The sequence below is a fragment of the Streptomyces sp. JLSY215 genome (genome assembly GCF_059682825.1).
Map to the genome: position 1 here is coordinate 3166370 of NZ_CM185022.1, position 16991 is coordinate 3183360.

15 protein-coding genes and 2 tRNA genes are annotated in these 16991 nt (G+C 71.9%); 3 read left to right on the forward strand and 14 right to left on the reverse strand.

What is annotated here, in order from left to right:
• Window positions 1-214 precede the first annotated feature (214 nt).
• Together AC5677_RS14095 and AC5677_RS14100 are read left to right on the forward strand one after the other, a co-directional pair.
• Window positions 215-973, forward strand: coding sequence for an IclR family transcriptional regulator (locus AC5677_RS14095; RefSeq protein ID WP_497195390.1), 759 nt, complete (start codon window positions 215-217; stop codon window positions 971-973).
• Window positions 974-1070: 97 nt separating this feature from the next.
• Window positions 1071-1144: transfer RNA gene (locus AC5677_RS14100), tRNA-Lys, on the forward strand.
• A 50-nt stretch (window positions 1145-1194) separates the two neighbouring features.
• On the opposite strand, the gene AC5677_RS14105 is transcribed toward AC5677_RS14100, so the two are convergent.
• The 4 genes from AC5677_RS14105 to AC5677_RS14120 form a co-directional block, all read right to left on the reverse strand.
• Window positions 1195-2961: an AMP-binding protein gene (locus AC5677_RS14105; RefSeq protein WP_497195391.1), complete on the reverse strand. Its 1767-nt coding sequence runs from the start codon at window positions 2959-2961 to the stop codon at window positions 1195-1197.
• Window positions 2962-3074: 113 nt separating this feature from the next.
• A complete protein-coding gene (locus tag AC5677_RS14110) occupies window positions 3075-3668 on the reverse strand; it encodes a lytic polysaccharide monooxygenase auxiliary activity family 9 protein (protein ID WP_497195392.1) in 594 nt (197 codons plus the stop codon).
• A gap of 218 nt (window positions 3669-3886) precedes the next feature.
• Complete coding sequence (locus tag AC5677_RS14115; RefSeq protein WP_497195393.1) at window positions 3887-5131, reverse strand: hypothetical protein; 1245 nt, start codon at window positions 5129-5131, stop codon at window positions 3887-3889.
• Window positions 5131-5550 carry an SsgA family sporulation/cell division regulator gene (locus AC5677_RS14120; protein WP_497195394.1) on the reverse strand — a complete coding sequence of 140 codons (420 nt, stop codon included), beginning with the start codon at window positions 5548-5550 and terminating at the stop codon, window positions 5131-5133. Before AC5677_RS14120 ends, AC5677_RS14115 begins: the two co-directional genes overlap by 1 nt.
• Window positions 5551-6186: 636 nt before the next feature.
• Between AC5677_RS14120 and AC5677_RS14125 the strand changes: the two genes are divergently transcribed.
• Window positions 6187-6260 (forward strand) — tRNA-Lys (locus AC5677_RS14125).
• A 128-nt stretch (window positions 6261-6388) separates the two neighbouring features.
• On the opposite strand, the gene AC5677_RS14130 is transcribed toward AC5677_RS14125, so the two are convergent.
• The 10 genes from AC5677_RS14130 to AC5677_RS14175 form a co-directional block, all read right to left on the reverse strand.
• Window positions 6389-6988: a hypothetical protein gene (locus AC5677_RS14130; RefSeq protein WP_497195395.1), complete on the reverse strand. Its 600-nt coding sequence runs from the start codon at window positions 6986-6988 to the stop codon at window positions 6389-6391.
• 148 nt (window positions 6989-7136) lie between these two features.
• Window positions 7137-7916, reverse strand: coding sequence for an HAD-IIA family hydrolase (locus tag AC5677_RS14135; RefSeq protein WP_497195396.1), 780 nt, complete (start codon window positions 7914-7916; stop codon window positions 7137-7139).
• Window positions 7917-8094: 178 nt separating this feature from the next.
• Window positions 8095-9624, reverse strand: coding sequence for an alkaline phosphatase family protein (locus AC5677_RS14140; RefSeq protein ID WP_497195397.1), 1530 nt, complete (start codon window positions 9622-9624; stop codon window positions 8095-8097).
• 356 nt (window positions 9625-9980) lie between these two features.
• A complete protein-coding gene (locus AC5677_RS14145) occupies window positions 9981-11045 on the reverse strand; it encodes a 2-aminoethylphosphonate ABC transporter substrate-binding protein (RefSeq protein ID WP_497195398.1) in 1065 nt (354 codons plus the stop codon).
• A gap of 153 nt (window positions 11046-11198) precedes the next feature.
• Window positions 11199-11996 carry an ABC transporter permease gene (locus tag AC5677_RS14150; protein ID WP_497195399.1) on the reverse strand — a complete coding sequence of 266 codons (798 nt, stop codon included), beginning with the start codon at window positions 11994-11996 and terminating at the stop codon, window positions 11199-11201.
• Window positions 11983-12912 carry a 2-aminoethylphosphonate ABC transporter permease subunit gene (locus tag AC5677_RS14155; protein WP_497195400.1) on the reverse strand — a complete coding sequence of 310 codons (930 nt, stop codon included), beginning with the start codon at window positions 12910-12912 and terminating at the stop codon, window positions 11983-11985. The genes AC5677_RS14150 and AC5677_RS14155 overlap by 14 nt, the downstream gene beginning before the upstream one ends.
• On the reverse strand, window positions 12905-14101 hold the full coding sequence (locus tag AC5677_RS14160) for an ABC transporter ATP-binding protein (protein WP_497195401.1): 1197 nt from the start codon (window positions 14099-14101) through the stop codon (window positions 12905-12907). Before AC5677_RS14160 ends, AC5677_RS14155 begins: the two co-directional genes overlap by 8 nt.
• 1 nt (window position 14102) lies before the next feature.
• The gene (locus AC5677_RS14165; RefSeq protein ID WP_497195402.1) at window positions 14103-14825 is read right to left on the reverse strand and encodes a phosphonatase-like hydrolase; all 723 of its coding nucleotides are present in this window, start codon (window positions 14823-14825) and stop codon (window positions 14103-14105) included.
• Window positions 14826-14857: 32 nt separating this feature from the next.
• The gene (locus AC5677_RS14170; protein ID WP_497195403.1) at window positions 14858-15979 is read right to left on the reverse strand and encodes a TIGR03364 family FAD-dependent oxidoreductase; all 1122 of its coding nucleotides are present in this window, start codon (window positions 15977-15979) and stop codon (window positions 14858-14860) included.
• A gap of 221 nt (window positions 15980-16200) precedes the next feature.
• Window positions 16201-16977, reverse strand: coding sequence for a GntR family transcriptional regulator (locus AC5677_RS14175; RefSeq protein ID WP_497195404.1), 777 nt, complete (start codon window positions 16975-16977; stop codon window positions 16201-16203).
• Window positions 16978-16991: the final 14 nt, after the last annotated feature.

Consider the following 16991-nt stretch of genomic DNA (forward strand, 5'->3'; position numbering starts at 1 on the left):
GGCTCCATATCATTCCATCGGCATATGCCAGGGAAACTCTCTCCTGCGTAGACGCGTGAACGGCATCGTCTTTCGGTCAAGACCCCCTCCATCGAGGGCCGTTGACCGCTATCGTGATACGAGCCCCGTTGTCCGGGAGCGGTATGCATCAGGCGCTGCCGCAACCGCCAACGAGGTGACGACGCAAGCGGTAACAACCTGCTAGGGGGACACCGTGGCGCTGAAGCCCGAGCCGACCGCGCCGTTCCATTCGGTGCAATACGCCCTTCGCGTGCTCGAAACGATCTCCAGGCACGCCGGCGGCGTGACCGATGTCCAGATCGCACGCGAAACCGGCCTGCCCACGGGCCACCTCGCCCACATGCTGTCGATGCTGCGGCGCGAGGGCTATGTGGAGCAGGTCTCGGACGGTGCGTATGTCGTCGGTGAATCGCTGCTCCTACTGGGCTCCGGCGGCGACCGGCACCACGCCCTGCGGGACAAGCTGCAGGTCACCCTCGATGAACTGCGTGATTCCGTGGGTGCGGCGGTCTACATCAGCCGGTACATCGACGGCGAGGTCAAGATCCTGCACTACGCCGACGGGCCGCTGGCGCCGAAGGTCAACGAGTGGGCCGAATTCCGCCGCACCGCCCACGCCAGTGCGGTGGGCAAGTGTCTCCTGGCGCAGCTCGACCACGATGGCCGAAAAGACCACCTCTCGCGCCACAAGACCGCCCGGCTCACCTCCCGGACGATCACCAACGAGAAGGTCCTCTTCCACAAGCTCGACAGTCAGCCGCCGACGGTCCCGGTGCTCGACCTCCAGGAGTACGCCGTCGGCACGGTCTGCGCGGCCGTACCGATCACGGCCGGTTCGGCGGTCGGCTGCCTCGCGCTGTCCATGCCGCTGGAGCACGCCCACCGTCTGCGCCAGGCCGCCGATGCCCTCAACCGCAAGGCCGCTCCGGTCCTGCTGTCGCTGGCGATCTGAGCGGGCGCGGGGCGGCCGGCCCCCGGCCCTCCGCCGGGCCGTACGGGCGTGGTCGGAAGCACCCCTTCGGACCAGGTAGTATTTCTTTTGTCAGCGCGCGCCGCTAGCTCAGTTGGTTAGAGCAGCTGACTCTTAATCAGCGGGTCCGGGGTTCGAGTCCCTGGCGGCGCACCTGTGAAGTGGGCGTTCCCGGTTTTCCGGGGACGCCCACTTCGGCGTTCTCACCGCTCCAGCAGATGCCCGCGGTCGTGATCGCGGTAGTGGGCCAGCAGCGCGGCGCGGTCCTCGTCGGTGAAGCGCCGGTACGCGCTCCCGGCCGGGGCGGCCGGTCCCGGTGCGCCGGGCTGCCCCGCCCCCATGGGCGTCCACCAGACCGGTTCGGGACAGCGGAATCCGGTCCGGCGCAGGGCGACCCGGTGCACCTTGTTGGTCGCGGTCACCGGGAGCGCGGCCACGGTCCGTACGAAGCGGGGCGCCATCTTCGTGCCGAGATCGGGCTGCGCCGCGAGGAAGGCCACGAAGTCCTCGGGGTCGAATGCCGCGCCGTCCCGCACCGCAAGGGTCGCCATGACCTGGTCGCCGGCGACCGGGTCGGGCACGGCGTACACGGCGACGGCGGCGGCCACGGGGAAGCGGGCGAGGATGTTCTCGATCATCGCGGCGGCGAGATTCTCGCTGTCGACCCGCAGCCGGTCGTCCGTACGGCCGGCGAAGTGGAAGAACCCCTCGGTGTCCCGGAAGAACAGATCGCCGGTCCAGTACCAGCCGGCGCCGGCCGGGCCGCGGGTGCGCGCGGCGGTGGCCTCGGGGTTGCGCCAGTAGCCCTCGAAGGAGCTGCGGCCGCGGTTGACCAGCTCGCCGATGGACTCGTCGCCGTTCAGCAGCCGGCCGTCGGCGTCGAGGCGGGCGCGGGGCAGCTCGGCGCCGGTTTCCGGGTCAACGACGGCGAGATCGTCGCCGGGTGCGGGCCGCCCGATGGCGCCGGGCGGGGTGTCCGGTGAGCGCTGGAGGGCGGCGCCGCCCTCGGAGGAGCCGTAGCCCTCTATCAGGCGCACGCCGAACCGGTCGGCGAAACGGGCGGCGTCGACCGTTCCCGCCTCGGTGCCGAATCCCGTACGCAGCGGGTTGTCGCGGTCGTCGGGGGCGGGCGGGGTGGCGAGCAGATACTGCACGGCGCGGCCGACATAGGTGAAGTACGTGGCGCCGTAGCGGCGGACGTCCGGGAGGAAGGCGGAGGCCGAAAAGCGACGGCGCAGCGCGACGGCCGCGCCGCCGGCCAGCGCCGGTGCCCAGCCGGCGATCACGGCGTTCCCGTGGAACATCGGCATACAGAGGTAGTGCACATCGTCCGGCCGCACTCCGAAGTACCCGACGAGCGAGTGCCCGGCCGCCGCCAGCCGTCCCTGGGTGCAGATGGCCGCCTTGGGCGCGCCGGTGGAGCCGGAGGTGAAGTAGAGGAGCATCCGGGAGGCGGGGGTGGGGGCGCGGCTGCCGGTGATCTCGTCGGGGTGGACGTTCTCGTACGGCGTGAGCAGCTCGCGGTAGGCCGGGTCGTCCACGACGAGGACGCGCTCGGGCGGGATCGGCAGTTCCAGGTCCGCCAGCAGGGGCAGGTGGGTGCGTTCGGTGATCAGCAGCGCGCAGTCGGTGTGGGCGATGTCGCGGGCGAGCTCGGGGCCGCGGCGGGTGGGGTTGATGCCGGCGACGGCGGCTCCGGCGAGCGCCGCGGCGCCGAGCCACAGCGGGTAGTCGGGGACGTTGTCGAGCAGCACCCCGATGTGCGGCTCGGCCCCGCGTGGCAGCAGCTCCTGGAACAGCGCCGCCCGTGCGGCCGCCCCGGCGGCCGTCTCGTGGTGTGTGAGCGCGCCCGCGTCGGACTTCACGCCGGTGCGGTGGTCCCCCCACTGTGCTCGTACGAGTTCCGCGACGGTCGGGGGGCCGACGTGCGCGCCGGGGGTGTTCCGGTCGCTGGTGCGGTGGGCTGCCATGGCGCCGGAGGGTAGTTGACGCCTCGTCAGATGTGGAGTCCTTCGCCGCCCGTGCGGGCGGCGGGCGCGCCGGGGCCTCCCCGGGGGAAGGCGGGGAGGCCGACGGTGCGGGATCAGGAGAGGTCGACGTCCGAGCAGGCGTAGAACGCATTGCCCGTGTCGGCGATGTTCCAGACGCCCAGGATGATGTGGCGCCCCGACTTCTGGGTGGGCACGGTGCCCTGGTGCTGCACCGTTTCGCCCGGTTGCGCGCCGCCCATCGGGACGGTCATGAACGGTTCGGGTTCGAGGTCGGCGCGGGTGAGCGGCTTGGTGGGGTCGTAGCCGTCCTTGGTGATGAAGTACTCGAAGTCCGTGGTGGCGTGACGTGCGGTCAGCCGCCAGGTGAAGGTGTAGCCCTGGCCCGGGGTGAGTGAGGTGGCGGGCCACTTTCCGCCGCGGGGGTCGTCGAGTTCGGCGAAGTTGTCGTGCCCGCCGGAGCAGATCTTCCCGTCGGCGGGCCCGGCGGCCGGGAAGCCCTTGGGCGCCTCGACGCTCTGTGGTTCGTACTGAATCGCACCGCAGTCCTTGACCGTTCCGTTGGCGCAGAGGGCCTGACGGCTGGGCGGTGCATCGCTGTAGCCGTGACTGGAGGCGCTGCCGGTCGCGAGGAAGGAGACACCGAGGACGCCGAGGCCGATCACGGCAGCACTGATCCGTTTGCGCATGCTTCGCTCCTGAAGAACGTGGGGGGAGTTCCATGAGCTGGTGCTGTGCGGTCTAGACCAAACGGCAGACTAATCAGGGAGGCGGGGCATGTCCAGACCAATGACATGCCCCGACATCCCGAGATCCCATGGCATCCGCTTCCCCGGCCGTGCGCCGCCGCCGGGCCCGGCGGCGCGACGATGACGCCCCCGCCCCTCACGGGAGTTGGGCCGTGGGGTCAGGCCGCCACCGGCACGGGGGACGCTGCGGGGTCGGCGGCGGCGTGGACCAGGGAGGTGTAGGCGCGGCGGAGGGCGATGAGGGACTCCTGGGCCTCGCGGTAGACGGCGGCGTCGGGGCCGCCGCGGTGGGCGAGGGTGCGCACCGGGGCGCAGTGACGTTCCATCGCGTTCAGCCAGGCGCGCTGGGGTGCGGGAAGGTGGCGGCGCAGGAGCTGCCGCCGGCCGTCGCCCGGCCGGCGGCCGCCGACGCCGAGGACCGCGTCCGCGGCCTGGAGGACGGGTGGCTCCAGGGCGCCCTGCTCGGCGAGGGCGGCGAGGACCGCGCGCTGTTGCGGGGTGGTCGGGGCGGCGGTCAGTGCCACGGCCTCGGAACGGAGTTGGGCGCGCAGGGCGAGCTGGACGCGGACCAGGCGGCGCAGGGCCGTCGGGGTGGAGGAGTCGTCGGGGGCGCGGCCCGCGAGGGTCTCGGCGAGCCGGAAGAGCCAGATGCCGTGGGCCTCCAGACGGGTCGCGGCCAGCATCAGGCGGTCGAGGCGGCTGAGCGGCTGGCCCTGCGGGGCCCAGCGCACGATGGGTACGAGCGGTTCCGTGCGGGCCAGTTGATCGATGGGGATGTGCTTGCGCGGTTTGCGTTCGGGGGCCCAGTTGCGCAGCGCGAGGGTGGGCAGCGCGACGAACTGGTCGTGGTCGATGCGGTGGCCGACGGCCGCCCACAGGTCGAGGAACGCCTCGTCGGCGATCCGGCGGGCGGCGGGGGCCTGCGGGTCGAGGCCGTTCCAGCCGCAGGAGACGGCGATCACCGCGATCCGTGTCGCCGCGGCCTCCGCGTTGCGTGGCGAGAGACGGGAGACGCGTTGCCGCAGGGCGCTCAACTCGTCGGCGTGGTGGGCGCGTCCCACGACGGCGATGGCGGCCTCCCGGCAGGGGGCGGCGGCCGCGTCATGGGCCATGGCGTCCAGCCGGGTCCAGGTTCCGATCATGGAACGGACCGGGGGGCGCTCGGGGAGGAAGCCGTGCACCCGGGCCTCGTACGGTGCCGACCCGCACGGGGAAGGAGAGGGCGAGGGGGACGGCAGGGAGGGGGCGGCGCCGGGGTCCGGGACGGTGGCGGCGTCCGCGGGGTGGCACAGCGGGGTGCGCGGCGCGGGCGGGGATCCGAGGCGGGGGCCGGGGGCGGTCCTGCCGTCGGGAGCGGCCGGCGTCATCGCGTCGGGGTGGGTGGTGGTCGGCGTGGTCGTCATCAGTGCTTTCCCGCGAGGAGCCGGGCCAGATGGGTGTCCATGTCGAGGTATTCGTCCTCCCGGCCGGGCGGCACGATGGCCGCCGTCTGCTCCAGCCATGCGGTCAGCTCCGTTGCGCGTACCGACAGCTCGCAGACGCTGTCGTCGGTGGACAGTTCGATGTGGATGAGGCGCTGCCCGCCCGGCTCCCGGAACGGCCACACCCGTACGTCTCCTTCTCCGGTCTCGTCGCGCAGGCCGCCCAGCAGCAGATCGCGGGCGAACAGCCAGGTGGCGACCGACCGGCCGCGGGTTATGAAGTCGACCTCGACCTCATAGGGCCGGTCACTGCGGTAGCTGAACCGGCCGGCCACCGGGACCGCGTCGTGCGGTCCTATGAGGAGCTGCATCTCAAGGGTGCGCTTGGCTGTCGACACCACGACGATCAACCTTTCCGAGGAGGGGCGAGTCCCGGGAGACCCGTTTCCGGGGCGCGCGTCCTGGCAGACGCCGACGCGCGCGGTGGGGTTGCTGGAGAGGGGGAAGGAGTGACGGACGCCATCCGCGGGCGGCGTTCGGGGCGGCCGCGGGAGAGCGGGGCGCGGGCCCGTGCCGTGCGGTCCGGGAGATTCGTGACCGGTGATTCCGCCGGAAGTGGGCGTGGCGCCGGCCGCCGAGGAGTGCGGCCGGCACACGTCCCGGCAGCCGCGTCCGCGGCCGTCCGTGGCACTTCCCAACGCTGCCATCACCAGTTCCCTCCGGCTTCGTTCGGGCTTTGCGTACCGCTCTCGGTCGGGCCGGGGAACGCTCGTCCCGGCGTCGGCCTCAGCCTCTCAACGGGCGGTGCACGGCGCATGTTGACGGACAAGTGGCGATGTACGGCCATGGGCGCGGTTTCCCCCGGCCAAGGCGGGCGGCCCACTGGCCGGAGGTCCCGGGATGACGGGACTTTCGGCCCGGCGGGGGCGGGACACGACCGAGCAAGTGACGCGGATCACATGGGTCGTGCGTGTGGGTGGTTCGGACGTGGGTACGGACCACCCTCGAAGTTCGTGTAAAGTTCTTCAGGTCAGCGCGCGCCGCTAGCTCAGTTGGTTAGAGCAGCTGACTCTTAATCAGCGGGTCCGGGGTTCGAGTCCCTGGCGGCGCACGTAGGACAGAGGCCCCTCGCCTGAGCGAGGGGCCTCTGTCGTGTGCCCTCAGTCCCTGACGAACGCGGTCCCTGACGAACACGGTCCTTTACGAACACGGCGGCAGCCGTCCGCCGCCCCTCCCCCGTCAGCTCGCGTCCCCGCTCCCGCCTCCGTCCCGTTCGCGCCGGATCCGCAGCCGTAGCCGCAGCAGCTGCCCGGCGACGACCAGGAGCGCGCCCCCGGACAGGACCAGGCCGACGGCCGAGGTGCTGCTCAGTTCGCGGTTGGCTTCGGCCTGTTCGGAGGAGGTCGGCCGTGGTGCGCGGTGGTCGCCGCCGGCTCCGTCGTCGGCCGGTGCGGGCCGGTGGGAGGCGGCCATGGTGACCCGGACCGTCCCGGTGACGCGGGGGGACACCGCCCGGCCGGCCGGCGCCGGACAGGTGACGGTGACGGGATACGCCCCCGGGGCGGCCGCATGACGGATCCGGGCGCCGCCGGTCAGCGCATGGCCGTCCCTCTTGGCGCTGCGGGCCAGCGGCACCGTACCGGCGAACACCGAGGACTCGGCGGTGGCCCGCGTGGCGTCGCAGCCGGTGAGGTGCAGGGTGACCGCGGCTCCGGGGGCGGCCGCGGCGGGAGTGACGGAGACGGTTGCGGCGCCGCGGTCGTCGGCGGCGTACGCGGGTGCGGTCGTCACCACGCACGCCGCGACGGCCGCGCAGAGAGTCAGGTGCGGTGAGCCCATGGTGAACCTCCGAATACTTCGAAGGTCCACCCGCGCGGAGCAGTCCGCATCCGGTACGGCCCGGCGCTGCACCGTTCCGGTGAGTGCCGGGCGGATCCCGTCGCGGCGGGCCGGTCGGACCGGCTCGGCTCCCGTCGCGGCGGGCCGATCAGACGAGTTCGACCAGGTCCGCGATGGAGTCGACGACCCGGGAGGGGCGGAACGGGTGCCGTTCGACTTCCTCGGGGCGGGTCAGCCCGGTCAGCACCAGGAACGTTTCCATCCCCGCCTCCAGACCGGCCAGCACATCGGTGTCCATCCGGTCGCCGATCATGGCGGAGGTCTCGGAGTGCGCGCCGATGACGTTCAGCCCGTGCCGCATCATCAGCGGGTTGGGCTTGCCCACGAAGTACGGTTCGACGCCCGTCGCCTTGGTGATCAACGCGGCAACCGATCCGGTCGCGGGCAGCGCCCCCTGGGGCGAGGGGCCCGTCTCGTCGGGGTTGGTGGCGATGAAACGGGCGCCGCCGTCGATCAGCCGGATCGCCTTGGTCAGCGCCTCGAAGGAGTACGTGCGCGTTTCGCCCAGCACCACGTAATCGGGGGCGTGGTCGGTCAGGACGTAGCCGATGTCGTGCAGGGCGGTGGTCAGACCCGCCTCCCCGATGACGTAGGCCGTGCCGCCGGGCCGCTGCTCGTCCAGGAACTTCGCGGTGGCCAGCGCGGACGTCCAGATCGACTCCCAGGGCACGTCGAGCCCGATCCGGCTCAGCCGGGCGTGCAGGTCACGCGGCGTGTAGATGGAGTTGTTGGTCAGGACGAGGAAGGGCTTGCCCGATTCGCGCAGCCGCTTGATGAAGGCGTCCGCCCCGGGGACCGGGACCCCCTCGTGCATCAGGACGCCGTCCATGTCGGTGAGCCATGACTCGATCGGCTTGCGCTCTGCCACTGCCGGACTCCTGCCGTACGTGTAGACCCGATTCGTCCGCCGCCCACCGCGGGTCAGCCGGGTGACCCGCGGTTCGTACATGCGGCCGACGTGCCCACCCTAAGTCAGGGGGCACCGCGTTGCCCCTGCCGATCAGGGGGAATCCGGATCGGGGCAGGGGCAGGGGGCAGGAGCGGGGTCAGGATCCGGATCGGCCCGTGGTGAGCGTGATGCCGTCGAGCGCCCAGTACCAGTCGTTGCCGCCGGTGTAGCGGAAGTGGAACCGGGCGTGGCGCGCTCCGGCCGGGACCGTGAGGGCGAGCGTCTCGGTCCGGGCGACGGCGTCGGCGGTGTAGGTCTTGACGGAGGTTGCGGGGCCGTCGTCGTAGGAGACCAGGACCTCGGCTTTCTGGGTGCCTTCCTGGAGGTAGTGGGTGGCGTAGGTGAGGGTGGCCGTGGTGGCGTCGGCGAGCGGCCAGGCCGGGGTGCTGAGGGTGGAGTCGAAGGTGCCGGTAACGGCCTTGTCGGACCATTCGTCGCCGTCGGCGACCGCGAAGACGCCGCGGGCGCGGACGTTGGACTCGCGTTGCTGGCCGGGGGCGGCCTTGGTCCAGAACTCGTCGGTGGTGAAGGACCAGCCGCGCCATTCGGTGACGCCTCCGCCGCCCATGGTGCGGTTGTCGACCGACCAGCCGGCGGGCGGGGTGTGGGTGAAGCCCCGTACGGAACCGCCCACACCGGTCTCGTCCACGGCGGTGCCCAGTTCCGGGCGCAGGGCGTCGAAGTCGTCGCCGGAAGGGGCCTGGAGGGGGTGGCCGTCCAGATGCCAGGCGGGGTCTGCGGGGATGCCCAGGTGGTGCAGGGCGGTGGCGGCGATGTCGACGATCTTGACGTCGTGGCGGAGGGTGCCGGCGGGGAGGCCGGATCCGGTGGCGATGACGAAGGTGCGGCGTTCGTTCCAGGTGGCGCCGCCGTGTCCGCCGGGGTCGGTGTGGCCGTGGTCGGCGGTGATGAGGACGAGCCAGTCCTCGGCGGCGTGGTCGGGGCGGGACGCGAGGGCCGCGAGCAGTTCGCCGACCTGGGCGTCGACGGTGTGGAGGGCGTCCAGGTAGGCCTGGGAGGCGGCGCCCGAGGAGTGGCCCGCGTGGTCGACGTTGTCGAGCTGGACGAAGACCGCGTCGGGGTCGCCGTCCCTCAGCTGGGCCACGGCGCGTGCGGTGGTGCCCTTGTCGTACTCCGCCTCGGGGGTGGCGATGCGGGTGTCGACCTCGGCGGAGAAGATCCGGTCGGGGATGGGGGCCCAGGAGGCGATGGCGTAGGTGCGCAGCGCCGGGCGGGCTCGCTCGATGCGGGTGAGGAAGTCGGGGTAGGTGGTGTAGTCGGCGCCGGTGAAGCTGTTGTCCTTGACGCCGTGTTTGTCGGGCCAGACGCCAGTGATGATCGTCGACCAGCCGGGGGCGGATTCCGTACGGGCCATGGGGGCGGCGTAGAGGCTGGTGGGGGCGGTGACACCGGCGGCCATCAGGCGGTCGAGGGTGGGGGTGTCGGCGTCCTGGACGCGATCCAGGCGGCCGGCTCCGTCCAGGCCGATGACCAGGACCTTCGGGGTGCCCGAGCGTCGGGCGGCGGCTCGGGAGAGGCCGGCGAGGGGCCCGGTGGCGAGGGCGGCGAGCGCCAGGCCACCGGTTGCGCCGGTGAGCCAGGCCCTGCGGGATATCGCTGACGACATGGGAGTCCTCTGGGGGTGGGGTGGGGAGGGCTGCGCTGTTCGTGCGATGGCGGGGCGGCCAACTCCCCTGCCAGGGAGGGGAGTTGGCGCGTAGGGGATTCGGCGGGGATTCGGTGGCCTGGGCGGGGTCAGATGTTGGCGGATTGGGGAGTGGGCGGCTGTCGGTGGTCCTGGGAGCGGTCAGCTGATGGCGGATTGGGGAGCGGACAGCTGTCGGTGGTCCTGGGAGCGGGCAGCTGATGGCGGATTGGGAAGCGGACAGCTGCCGGTGGCCCTGGGAGCGGTCAGCTGATGGCGGATTGGGGAGCGGACAGCTGTCGGTGGTCCTGGGAGCGGTCAGCTGATGGTGGTCCTTGTCAGCTGCCGGTGGCCGTCTTCCAGGCGGTGACGTAGGTGTCGAGGTTCTTGTCGATGTCGCTCCAGTCGGGGCGGAAGACCTCTACCCCGTCCATGATCTTGGCGAGGGCGGTGGCGTTGGTGTCGGTGGCCTTGATGTCCTGGCGGGCGGTGAAGCCGCCGCCGATCGAGGAGACCTCCTTCTGGACGTCCTCGGACAGCAGGTAGTCCAGGAACTTCTTGGCGTTGGCGCTGTGCGGGGCGTTCTTGACCAGGCCCGCGGCGTAGGGGAGGGCGAAGGTGGAGGGCTTGCCGCCGGGCTTCGCGGCGGGGAAGAAGATGCCCTGGTCGGGCATCGACTTCATGTTGGCGTAGTTCATTTGCACGTCGCCGTTGGCGACCAGGAGTTCGCCCTTGTCGGTCTTGGGGGCGAGCTGGCCGGTGGAGGAGGACGGGCCGACGTTGTTGGCCTGCAGTTTCTTGAGGAACGCCATGGCGGGGCCCTGGCCGCCGAAGTCGTGCATGGCCTTGATGAGTACGGCGGTGCCGTCGCCGGCGACACCGGGGGTGGAGTACTGGAGCTTGTCCTTGAACCTGCCGTCCGTCAGATCGGCCCAGGTCTTGGGCGCTTCCTTCAGCTCCTTCTTGTTGTAGATGAAGCAGAAGTAGTTGTTGACCACGGAGGTCCACTTGCCGTTCGGGTCCTTGTCGGCGGCGGCGACCCGGTCCGAGCCCTTGGGGCGGTAGGTGTCCAGCAGACCCTTGCCGTCGGCCTGCTGGATGAAGGGCGGGAGGGTGACCACGATGTCGGCCTTGGTGTTGGCGCGTTCGCGGGCCAGGCGCTGGACGGCGGCCCCGGAGCCGGACTCGACGTAGTTGACCTTGATGCCGGTCTTCTTCTCGAAGTCCTTGAAGACCTTGTCGTAGAAGCCGTCGCCCTTCTCGCTCTTGAGGCCGTCGGCGCTGTAGACGGTGATCTCCTTGGCGTTGGGGTCGGCGGAGGAGGTGCCGCAGGCGGTGAGGGCGGCGGCGAGGGTGAGGGCGCCGAGACCGGCGGTGAGCGGTACGCGGAGGGGGCGGGACATGTCGGTGCAACTCCTCAGACGTTCATGGTGTTCAAAAGGGTGGAGGGGGACGGTGGAGACGGGGGACGGCGGAGACGGTGGAGGGAAGGCCGAGGCAGAGGCGGTGGAGAGGGACGACGGGAGCGGGAAGGGGACGGCGGGAGCGGGAGCGGGCTAGCGGTAGGAGGCCCTGGTGCGGATGCGGGAGACGGCGAGGAGGACGAGGAGCGTGGTGGCCATCAAGGCCACGGCCAGCGCGGCGCCGGTGAAGAGGGAGCCTCGGTCGGTGGCGGCGAAGATCTGGACCGGGAGGGGCAGCCAGTCCGGGGGGTAGATCATCATCGTGGCGCTCAGCTCCCCCATCGAGAGCGCGAAGCACAGGCCCACGGCGGCGGTCAGCGACGGCAGCAGCAGGGGGAGCTTGACCCGCCACAGGACGTAGGCGGGGCGGGCACCGAGGCCGGCGGCGCTCTGTTCGTAGGCCGGGTCGAGGCGGGCGAGGGCGGCCGTGACGGACTGATAGGCGAACGCGGTGACCAGGACCGTATGGGCGGTGATCACGATCGCCGGGGTGCCGTTGAGGAGGAACGGGGGCCGGGAGAAGGCGACGAGGAGGGAGAGGCCGACCACGACGGAGGGGACGGCCACCGGGAGGACGAACAGGGCGTCGAGGAGGCGGCGCGTGCGGCGGCCGAGCCTTTCCGCCGCCAGGGCGGCCCAGGTGCCGACGGTGAGGGCGGCCGCGCTGGCGGCCAGTGCGGTCAGGACGCTGGTGGTCAGGGCGGCCACCGAGTCTCCCCGCGCGATGTCCTGATAGTGGGTCAGGGTCGCGCCGGAGGGAAGGGCGCCGCTCCAGCTGGTGGCGAAGGACGCCGCGACGATGACCAGCAGCGGCAGCGCGAAGACGGGGACGAAGAGGAGGAAGAAGAGGGTGTGGGCGGCCCGGCGGGCGGCCTTGCTATGCACCAGCATGACGCGGCGCACCTCCTGAGCGGGATCCGGGCCGCAGGCCCGTGCGGGACGCCACGGTCCGGTAGAGGGCGTAGAGAGCGACGGACAGTGCGATGTTGATGACGGCTACGACGCAGGCGCCGGTGTAATCGCCGTCGAGGATGGCCTTGGTGTAGACGAGCATCGGCAGCGTGACGACGTCCTTGGCGCCGGTGAACAGCACGATGCCGAACTCGTTGAGGCACAGGACGAGAACGAGCGCGCCGCCCGCGGCCAGCGAGGGCAGCGCCTCGGGCAGGATCACCCTCCGCACGATCCGCCACGGCCGGGCGCCCAGGGACGCGGCGGCCTCCAGCTGCCCGGTCTCCACCTGCGAGAAGGCGGCCAGCAGGGGCCGCATCACGAACGGGGTGAAGTAGGTGACCTCGGCCAGCAGTACGCCCCAGGGGGTGTGCAGGAAGTTCAGCGGGCCGGCGGCGGCGCCCGTGGCGTCCGTCCACAGGCCGTTGGCCACGCCCATGGTGCCGTAGAGGAACAGCAGGGCGAGGGTGATCAGGAAGGAGGGGAAGGCGAGGAAGATGTCGATGAAGCGGGCGAGGGCCTTGCCGCCGGGGAACGGCACAAAGGCGATCACCAGGGCGAGCACCAGGCCGAGGAGGAGAGCACCGACGGTCGCACCGACGGCTATCAGGACGGTGTTGGTGAGGGCCTCGCGGAAGGAGGCCTCGGCGAGGACCGCGGTGTAGGGGGCCAGGGAGTGGCCGCCCTCGTCGGGGGTGAAGGACTGCCACACCACCAGCGAGAGGGGGTAGAGGAAGGCCAGGCCGAGGGCGGTGAGGGGCGGGAGGGCCCAGAGGGCCGCGGGGATGCGGGGCGGCCGGGCCGGTGCGGCGGCCGTTGCCGGGGGCGCCGCCGGACGGGCCGGTGCGCTAGCCATCCTGGCCTCCGTCCGCGCCGATCCCCGCCGGGACGAGGACGGCGTCCTCGGGGGCGAAGTGCAGTGCGATCCGCTCCCCCAAGGCCGGGGTCTCGCGCAGTTCCCGCAGGTCGGCCGTGATGCGGTGGCCGTCGACGTCCGCGTACAGGCGGTGCGTCGAGCCGCGCCACTGCACCTCGGTGATCGTGCCGCGGAGGGTGTTGCCGCCCTTGTCCGGGCTCTCGCCGAGTCCGACGAGATGGGGGCGTACGCACAAGGTGGCGGCGGCGCCCGCGGCCACGCCGTCCACGGGCACGGTCAGCCTGCGGCCGGCGAAGTGGACGCCGTCGCCGGCCACCGTGACCGGCAGCAGATTCGCGGTGCCGACGAACGACGCGGTGAATTCGGTGCGTGGTCGCCGGTAGAGCTGCTGCGGGGTGCCGCAGTCGCGCAGCCGGGCCTGGTCCAGTACGGCGATCCGGTCGGCCAGCGTCAGCGCCTCGACCTGGTCATGGGTGACGTACAGGATGGTGACGTCCGGCAGCTCCCGGTGCAGGCGCGCGAGTTCGGCGAGCATGCCGGAGCGGAGCTGGGCGTCGAGGGCGGAGAGCGGTTCGTCCAGCAGGAGGACACCGGGGCGGATGGCCAGTGCGCGGGCGATGGCGACACGCTGCTGCTGGCCGCCGGACAGCTCCCTGGGATGCCGGGCGGCGTAGGCGGCCATGCCGGTCATCTCCAGCGCCTCGGCGACCCGGCCGGCGATCTCGGCGCGCGGTACCTTCTGCGCCTTGAGGCCGAAGGCGACGTTCTCGGCGACCTTCATGTGCGGGAACAGCGCGTACTGCTGGACGACCATGCCGATCCCGCGCTTGTACGGCGGCAGCCCGGTGACGTCCCGGCCGCCGATCAGCACCCGCCCCGAGGACGGCTGGACGAAACCGGCGACCGTTCGCAATGCGGTGGTCTTGCCGGAGCCGGACGGGCCGAGCAGGGCCATCACCTCGCCCGGTTCGACGGTCAGCGAGAAGGAGTCCAGGACGGTGTTCGCGCCGCCGGCCCCGCCTGCCTTGCCGCTGGTGCCGTTTCTTCCGTCGCTGCTTCCGTCGCTGCCCTTGTTTCCGTTCTTGCCGTTCCTGCCGTTCTTGGCGTTCCTGCCGTAGACGACGGACACGTTGTCGAAGCGGATCCCGGCCTCCGGGGCGGCGGCCATGTCAGATCACCCCTGCCAGGGCGGGCAGTTCGGCGACCGAGCCGAGGATGTGGGTGGCGCCCGCCGCGGTCAGCTGTGCCGCGTCGTGTGCCCCGGTGAGCACCCCGGCCACGATCCCTGCGCCCGCCCGCCGCCCGCTGAGCATGTCGTACGAGGTGTCGCCGGCGACCGCGACCTGGCGTACGTCATCGGCGGCGCCGGTGCGCAGCAGCGCGGCCAGCACCATGTCGGGGTAGGGGCGCCCCCGGCCGCCCGCGTCGGCCGGGCACAGCGTCAGGCCGACGAGGTCGCGCCAGCCGAGCGCGTCGAGGATCGCGTTCTGGGTGACGCGTGCGAAACCGGTGGTGAGCACGACCGTGCGGCCGGCGTCCTGGAGCGCCTCGATCGCCTCGCGGGCACCGGGGACCGGCGCGATCAGCCCGCCGTCCACCAGCTCCCCGTACGCCTCCTCGAAGGCCTTGTTCGCGCGCTGGGCCGCGTCCTCGTCGCCGAACAGGTGCCGGAAGACGGAGATCTTGGACTCGCCCATGGTGGCGCGGACATAGGCCAGCTTCTCGGCGTGGTCGGCACTGCCCGGCTCGACGCCCAGGCGCTGCGCCGCCGCATCAAAAGCCCGCTCGACGAGGCCGCCGTCGGCGACGGTGGTGCCGGCCATGTCGAGCACCATCAGGGAGATCTTCTCGTTGGCTGCGGTGTTCGCGTCCCGTGCGGTGTTCTCGTTCATTTCGTTCCGTTCGCTTGCCTCGGTCAACTCGCTCACCAGCCCAGGTCGTTCGCCGTGGTTTCGGCGATCGCCGGGGAGCAGGTCATCCCGCGCCCGCCGGGGCCGGTGACCAGCCAGACGCCGTCCCGGACCTGCTGGCGGTGGACCACCCGGCTGGTGTCGGTGCACTGCGCGTACACCCCGGCCCAGCGGTGGCGGATGCGCGGCAGTGGGCGGCCCAGGATCGATTCGACGACGCCGGTCAGGTGCTCGTACGGCTCCTCGACGGTGTCGAAGGCGAACGGCGACTCGTACTCATGGGTGTCGCCGATGGTCAGTCCGCCGTCGGCGCGCTGCACCATCAGCAGCTGCATCTTGTGTGCGGCAGCGGTCGGCGCCTGCGCCTGGCCGGTGTTGAGCGCGTCCAGGGCGTCGCCGCGGTACGCCGGGTAGTAGCGGAAGCTGTCGGCGTCGGCGACGGAGGTGGTCAGCGGCTCGCCGAGCGGGTCGGTCTGCATCATCTGGAGGCGTACGCGGCGCACCGGCAGGTCCGGGATCAGCTCGCGGACCAGGCCGCCGAGCCAGGCGCCGGTGCACAGGATGACGGCGTCGCCGTGGTGAGTGTCGCCGTGGTCGTCGCGTACGGCGCGCTCGCCCACCACCGCGCGGACCTCGCGGCCGCCCAAGTAGGTGTACCGGCCGGACTCCAGCAGCTTGGCCTTCAGGGCGCGCTGGGCGATGCGTGGCTCGACGGCGCCGTCCCGCTCGCACCACAGGGCGCCGGTGAACTCGCCGCGCAGTGCGGGGTTGAGCTCGCGGGCCTCGTCGGCGGAGAGCAGCTTGTAGCCGCGGGCGGCGGCGTCGGGGCGGCGGGTGGCGGCCTCGGCCACGGCCTTCTCCGCCGCGTTCTTGACGACGGTCAGCGAGCCGATGGCACGGAAGCCCAGCTCGGGGACCTGGGCGCCGATGCCCTCCCAGAGTTCGCGGGCCCGCAGCGCGGTGTCCAGCTCCGCGCCGCCCGCCCGGCCGCTGACCCAGATCTGCCCGAAGTTACGCACCGAGGCGCCGCGGGCCTCGGCCTCCCGCTCGATGTGCAGGACTTCATGGCCCCGTTCGACTGCGTGCCAGGCGTGCATGGTCCCCAGCACACCGGCTCCGACAACTATGACTCGCATGCCCCAGACGGTCGTGGCGGAGGGTGACCCGTCGGGGGACGTTCGGCGACGCGACGGTGAACAAGGCCTCAAGTTTGGCCTAGACCCGTTATCTTTTCGTGATCAGGGGGGGTCGGGAGTTCAGGGGGGGGTCGGGAGTTCAGGGGGGTCGGGAGTTCAGGGGTGCCGCGGCCCGTCCCCGCCCCCTCCCCCGTCCCTCCCTCCCCCCGCCGCCGTGCGCCTCAGTGCGGCGTCGGCGCCGCCGTCCCCAAATGCGTGGTGAACGAGAAGCGGTCGCCTCGGAAGAGCGAGCGCACCCGTTCCAGCGGGCGGCCTTCCGTGTCCCGGGACAGCCGGTGGATCAGCAGCATCGGCAGCGCGCCCGGCGTACCGATCAGTAGCGCCTCGCGCGGGGTGGCCAGTACGGTCTCCAGCCGCTCGTCCGCGTCGCCGAAGCCGATGCCGAGCCGGTCGTGGAGGTAGGCGTAGAAGGAGGAGTCGGGGGTGAAGTCGGTATCCAGGTGCGGGACCCGGTCGGCCGCGACGTAGGTGCTCTCCAGGCCGACCCGCTCCTCGTCGGCGAGCAGCACCCGCTCCATGTGCCATACGAAATCGCCCACTTGGAGCCCGAGGTCCTCGGCGAGCGGCGCCGGGCACGGGAAGCGGTCGAGGCCGACGAGATGACGGCCGGGCGTGCGGCCCTGGCGGCGTACGCCCTCGGTGTAACTGGCCAGCGAGAGGGGCTGCTCCATCTTGGGGCCCGCGACGACCGTGCCGCGCCCCAGGCGCCGCAGCCGTCCCTCCAGGATCAGTTCCCGCAGGGCCTGGCGCAGGGTCTCGCGGGACACCTCGAAGCGCAGCGCCAGATCCCGCTCGGCCGGCAGCGGCTCTCCCTCCCCCAACTCCTTGAGCAGCGCGGCGATTTCGACCTTTGCCGCGTAGTACTTGGGAATGCGTCCGTGCTCGGGGATGCCGGACCGGATGGGTGCGCCAGGTTCCTGGCCGTACTGGTACTCCACCTCGTGATCCTCGC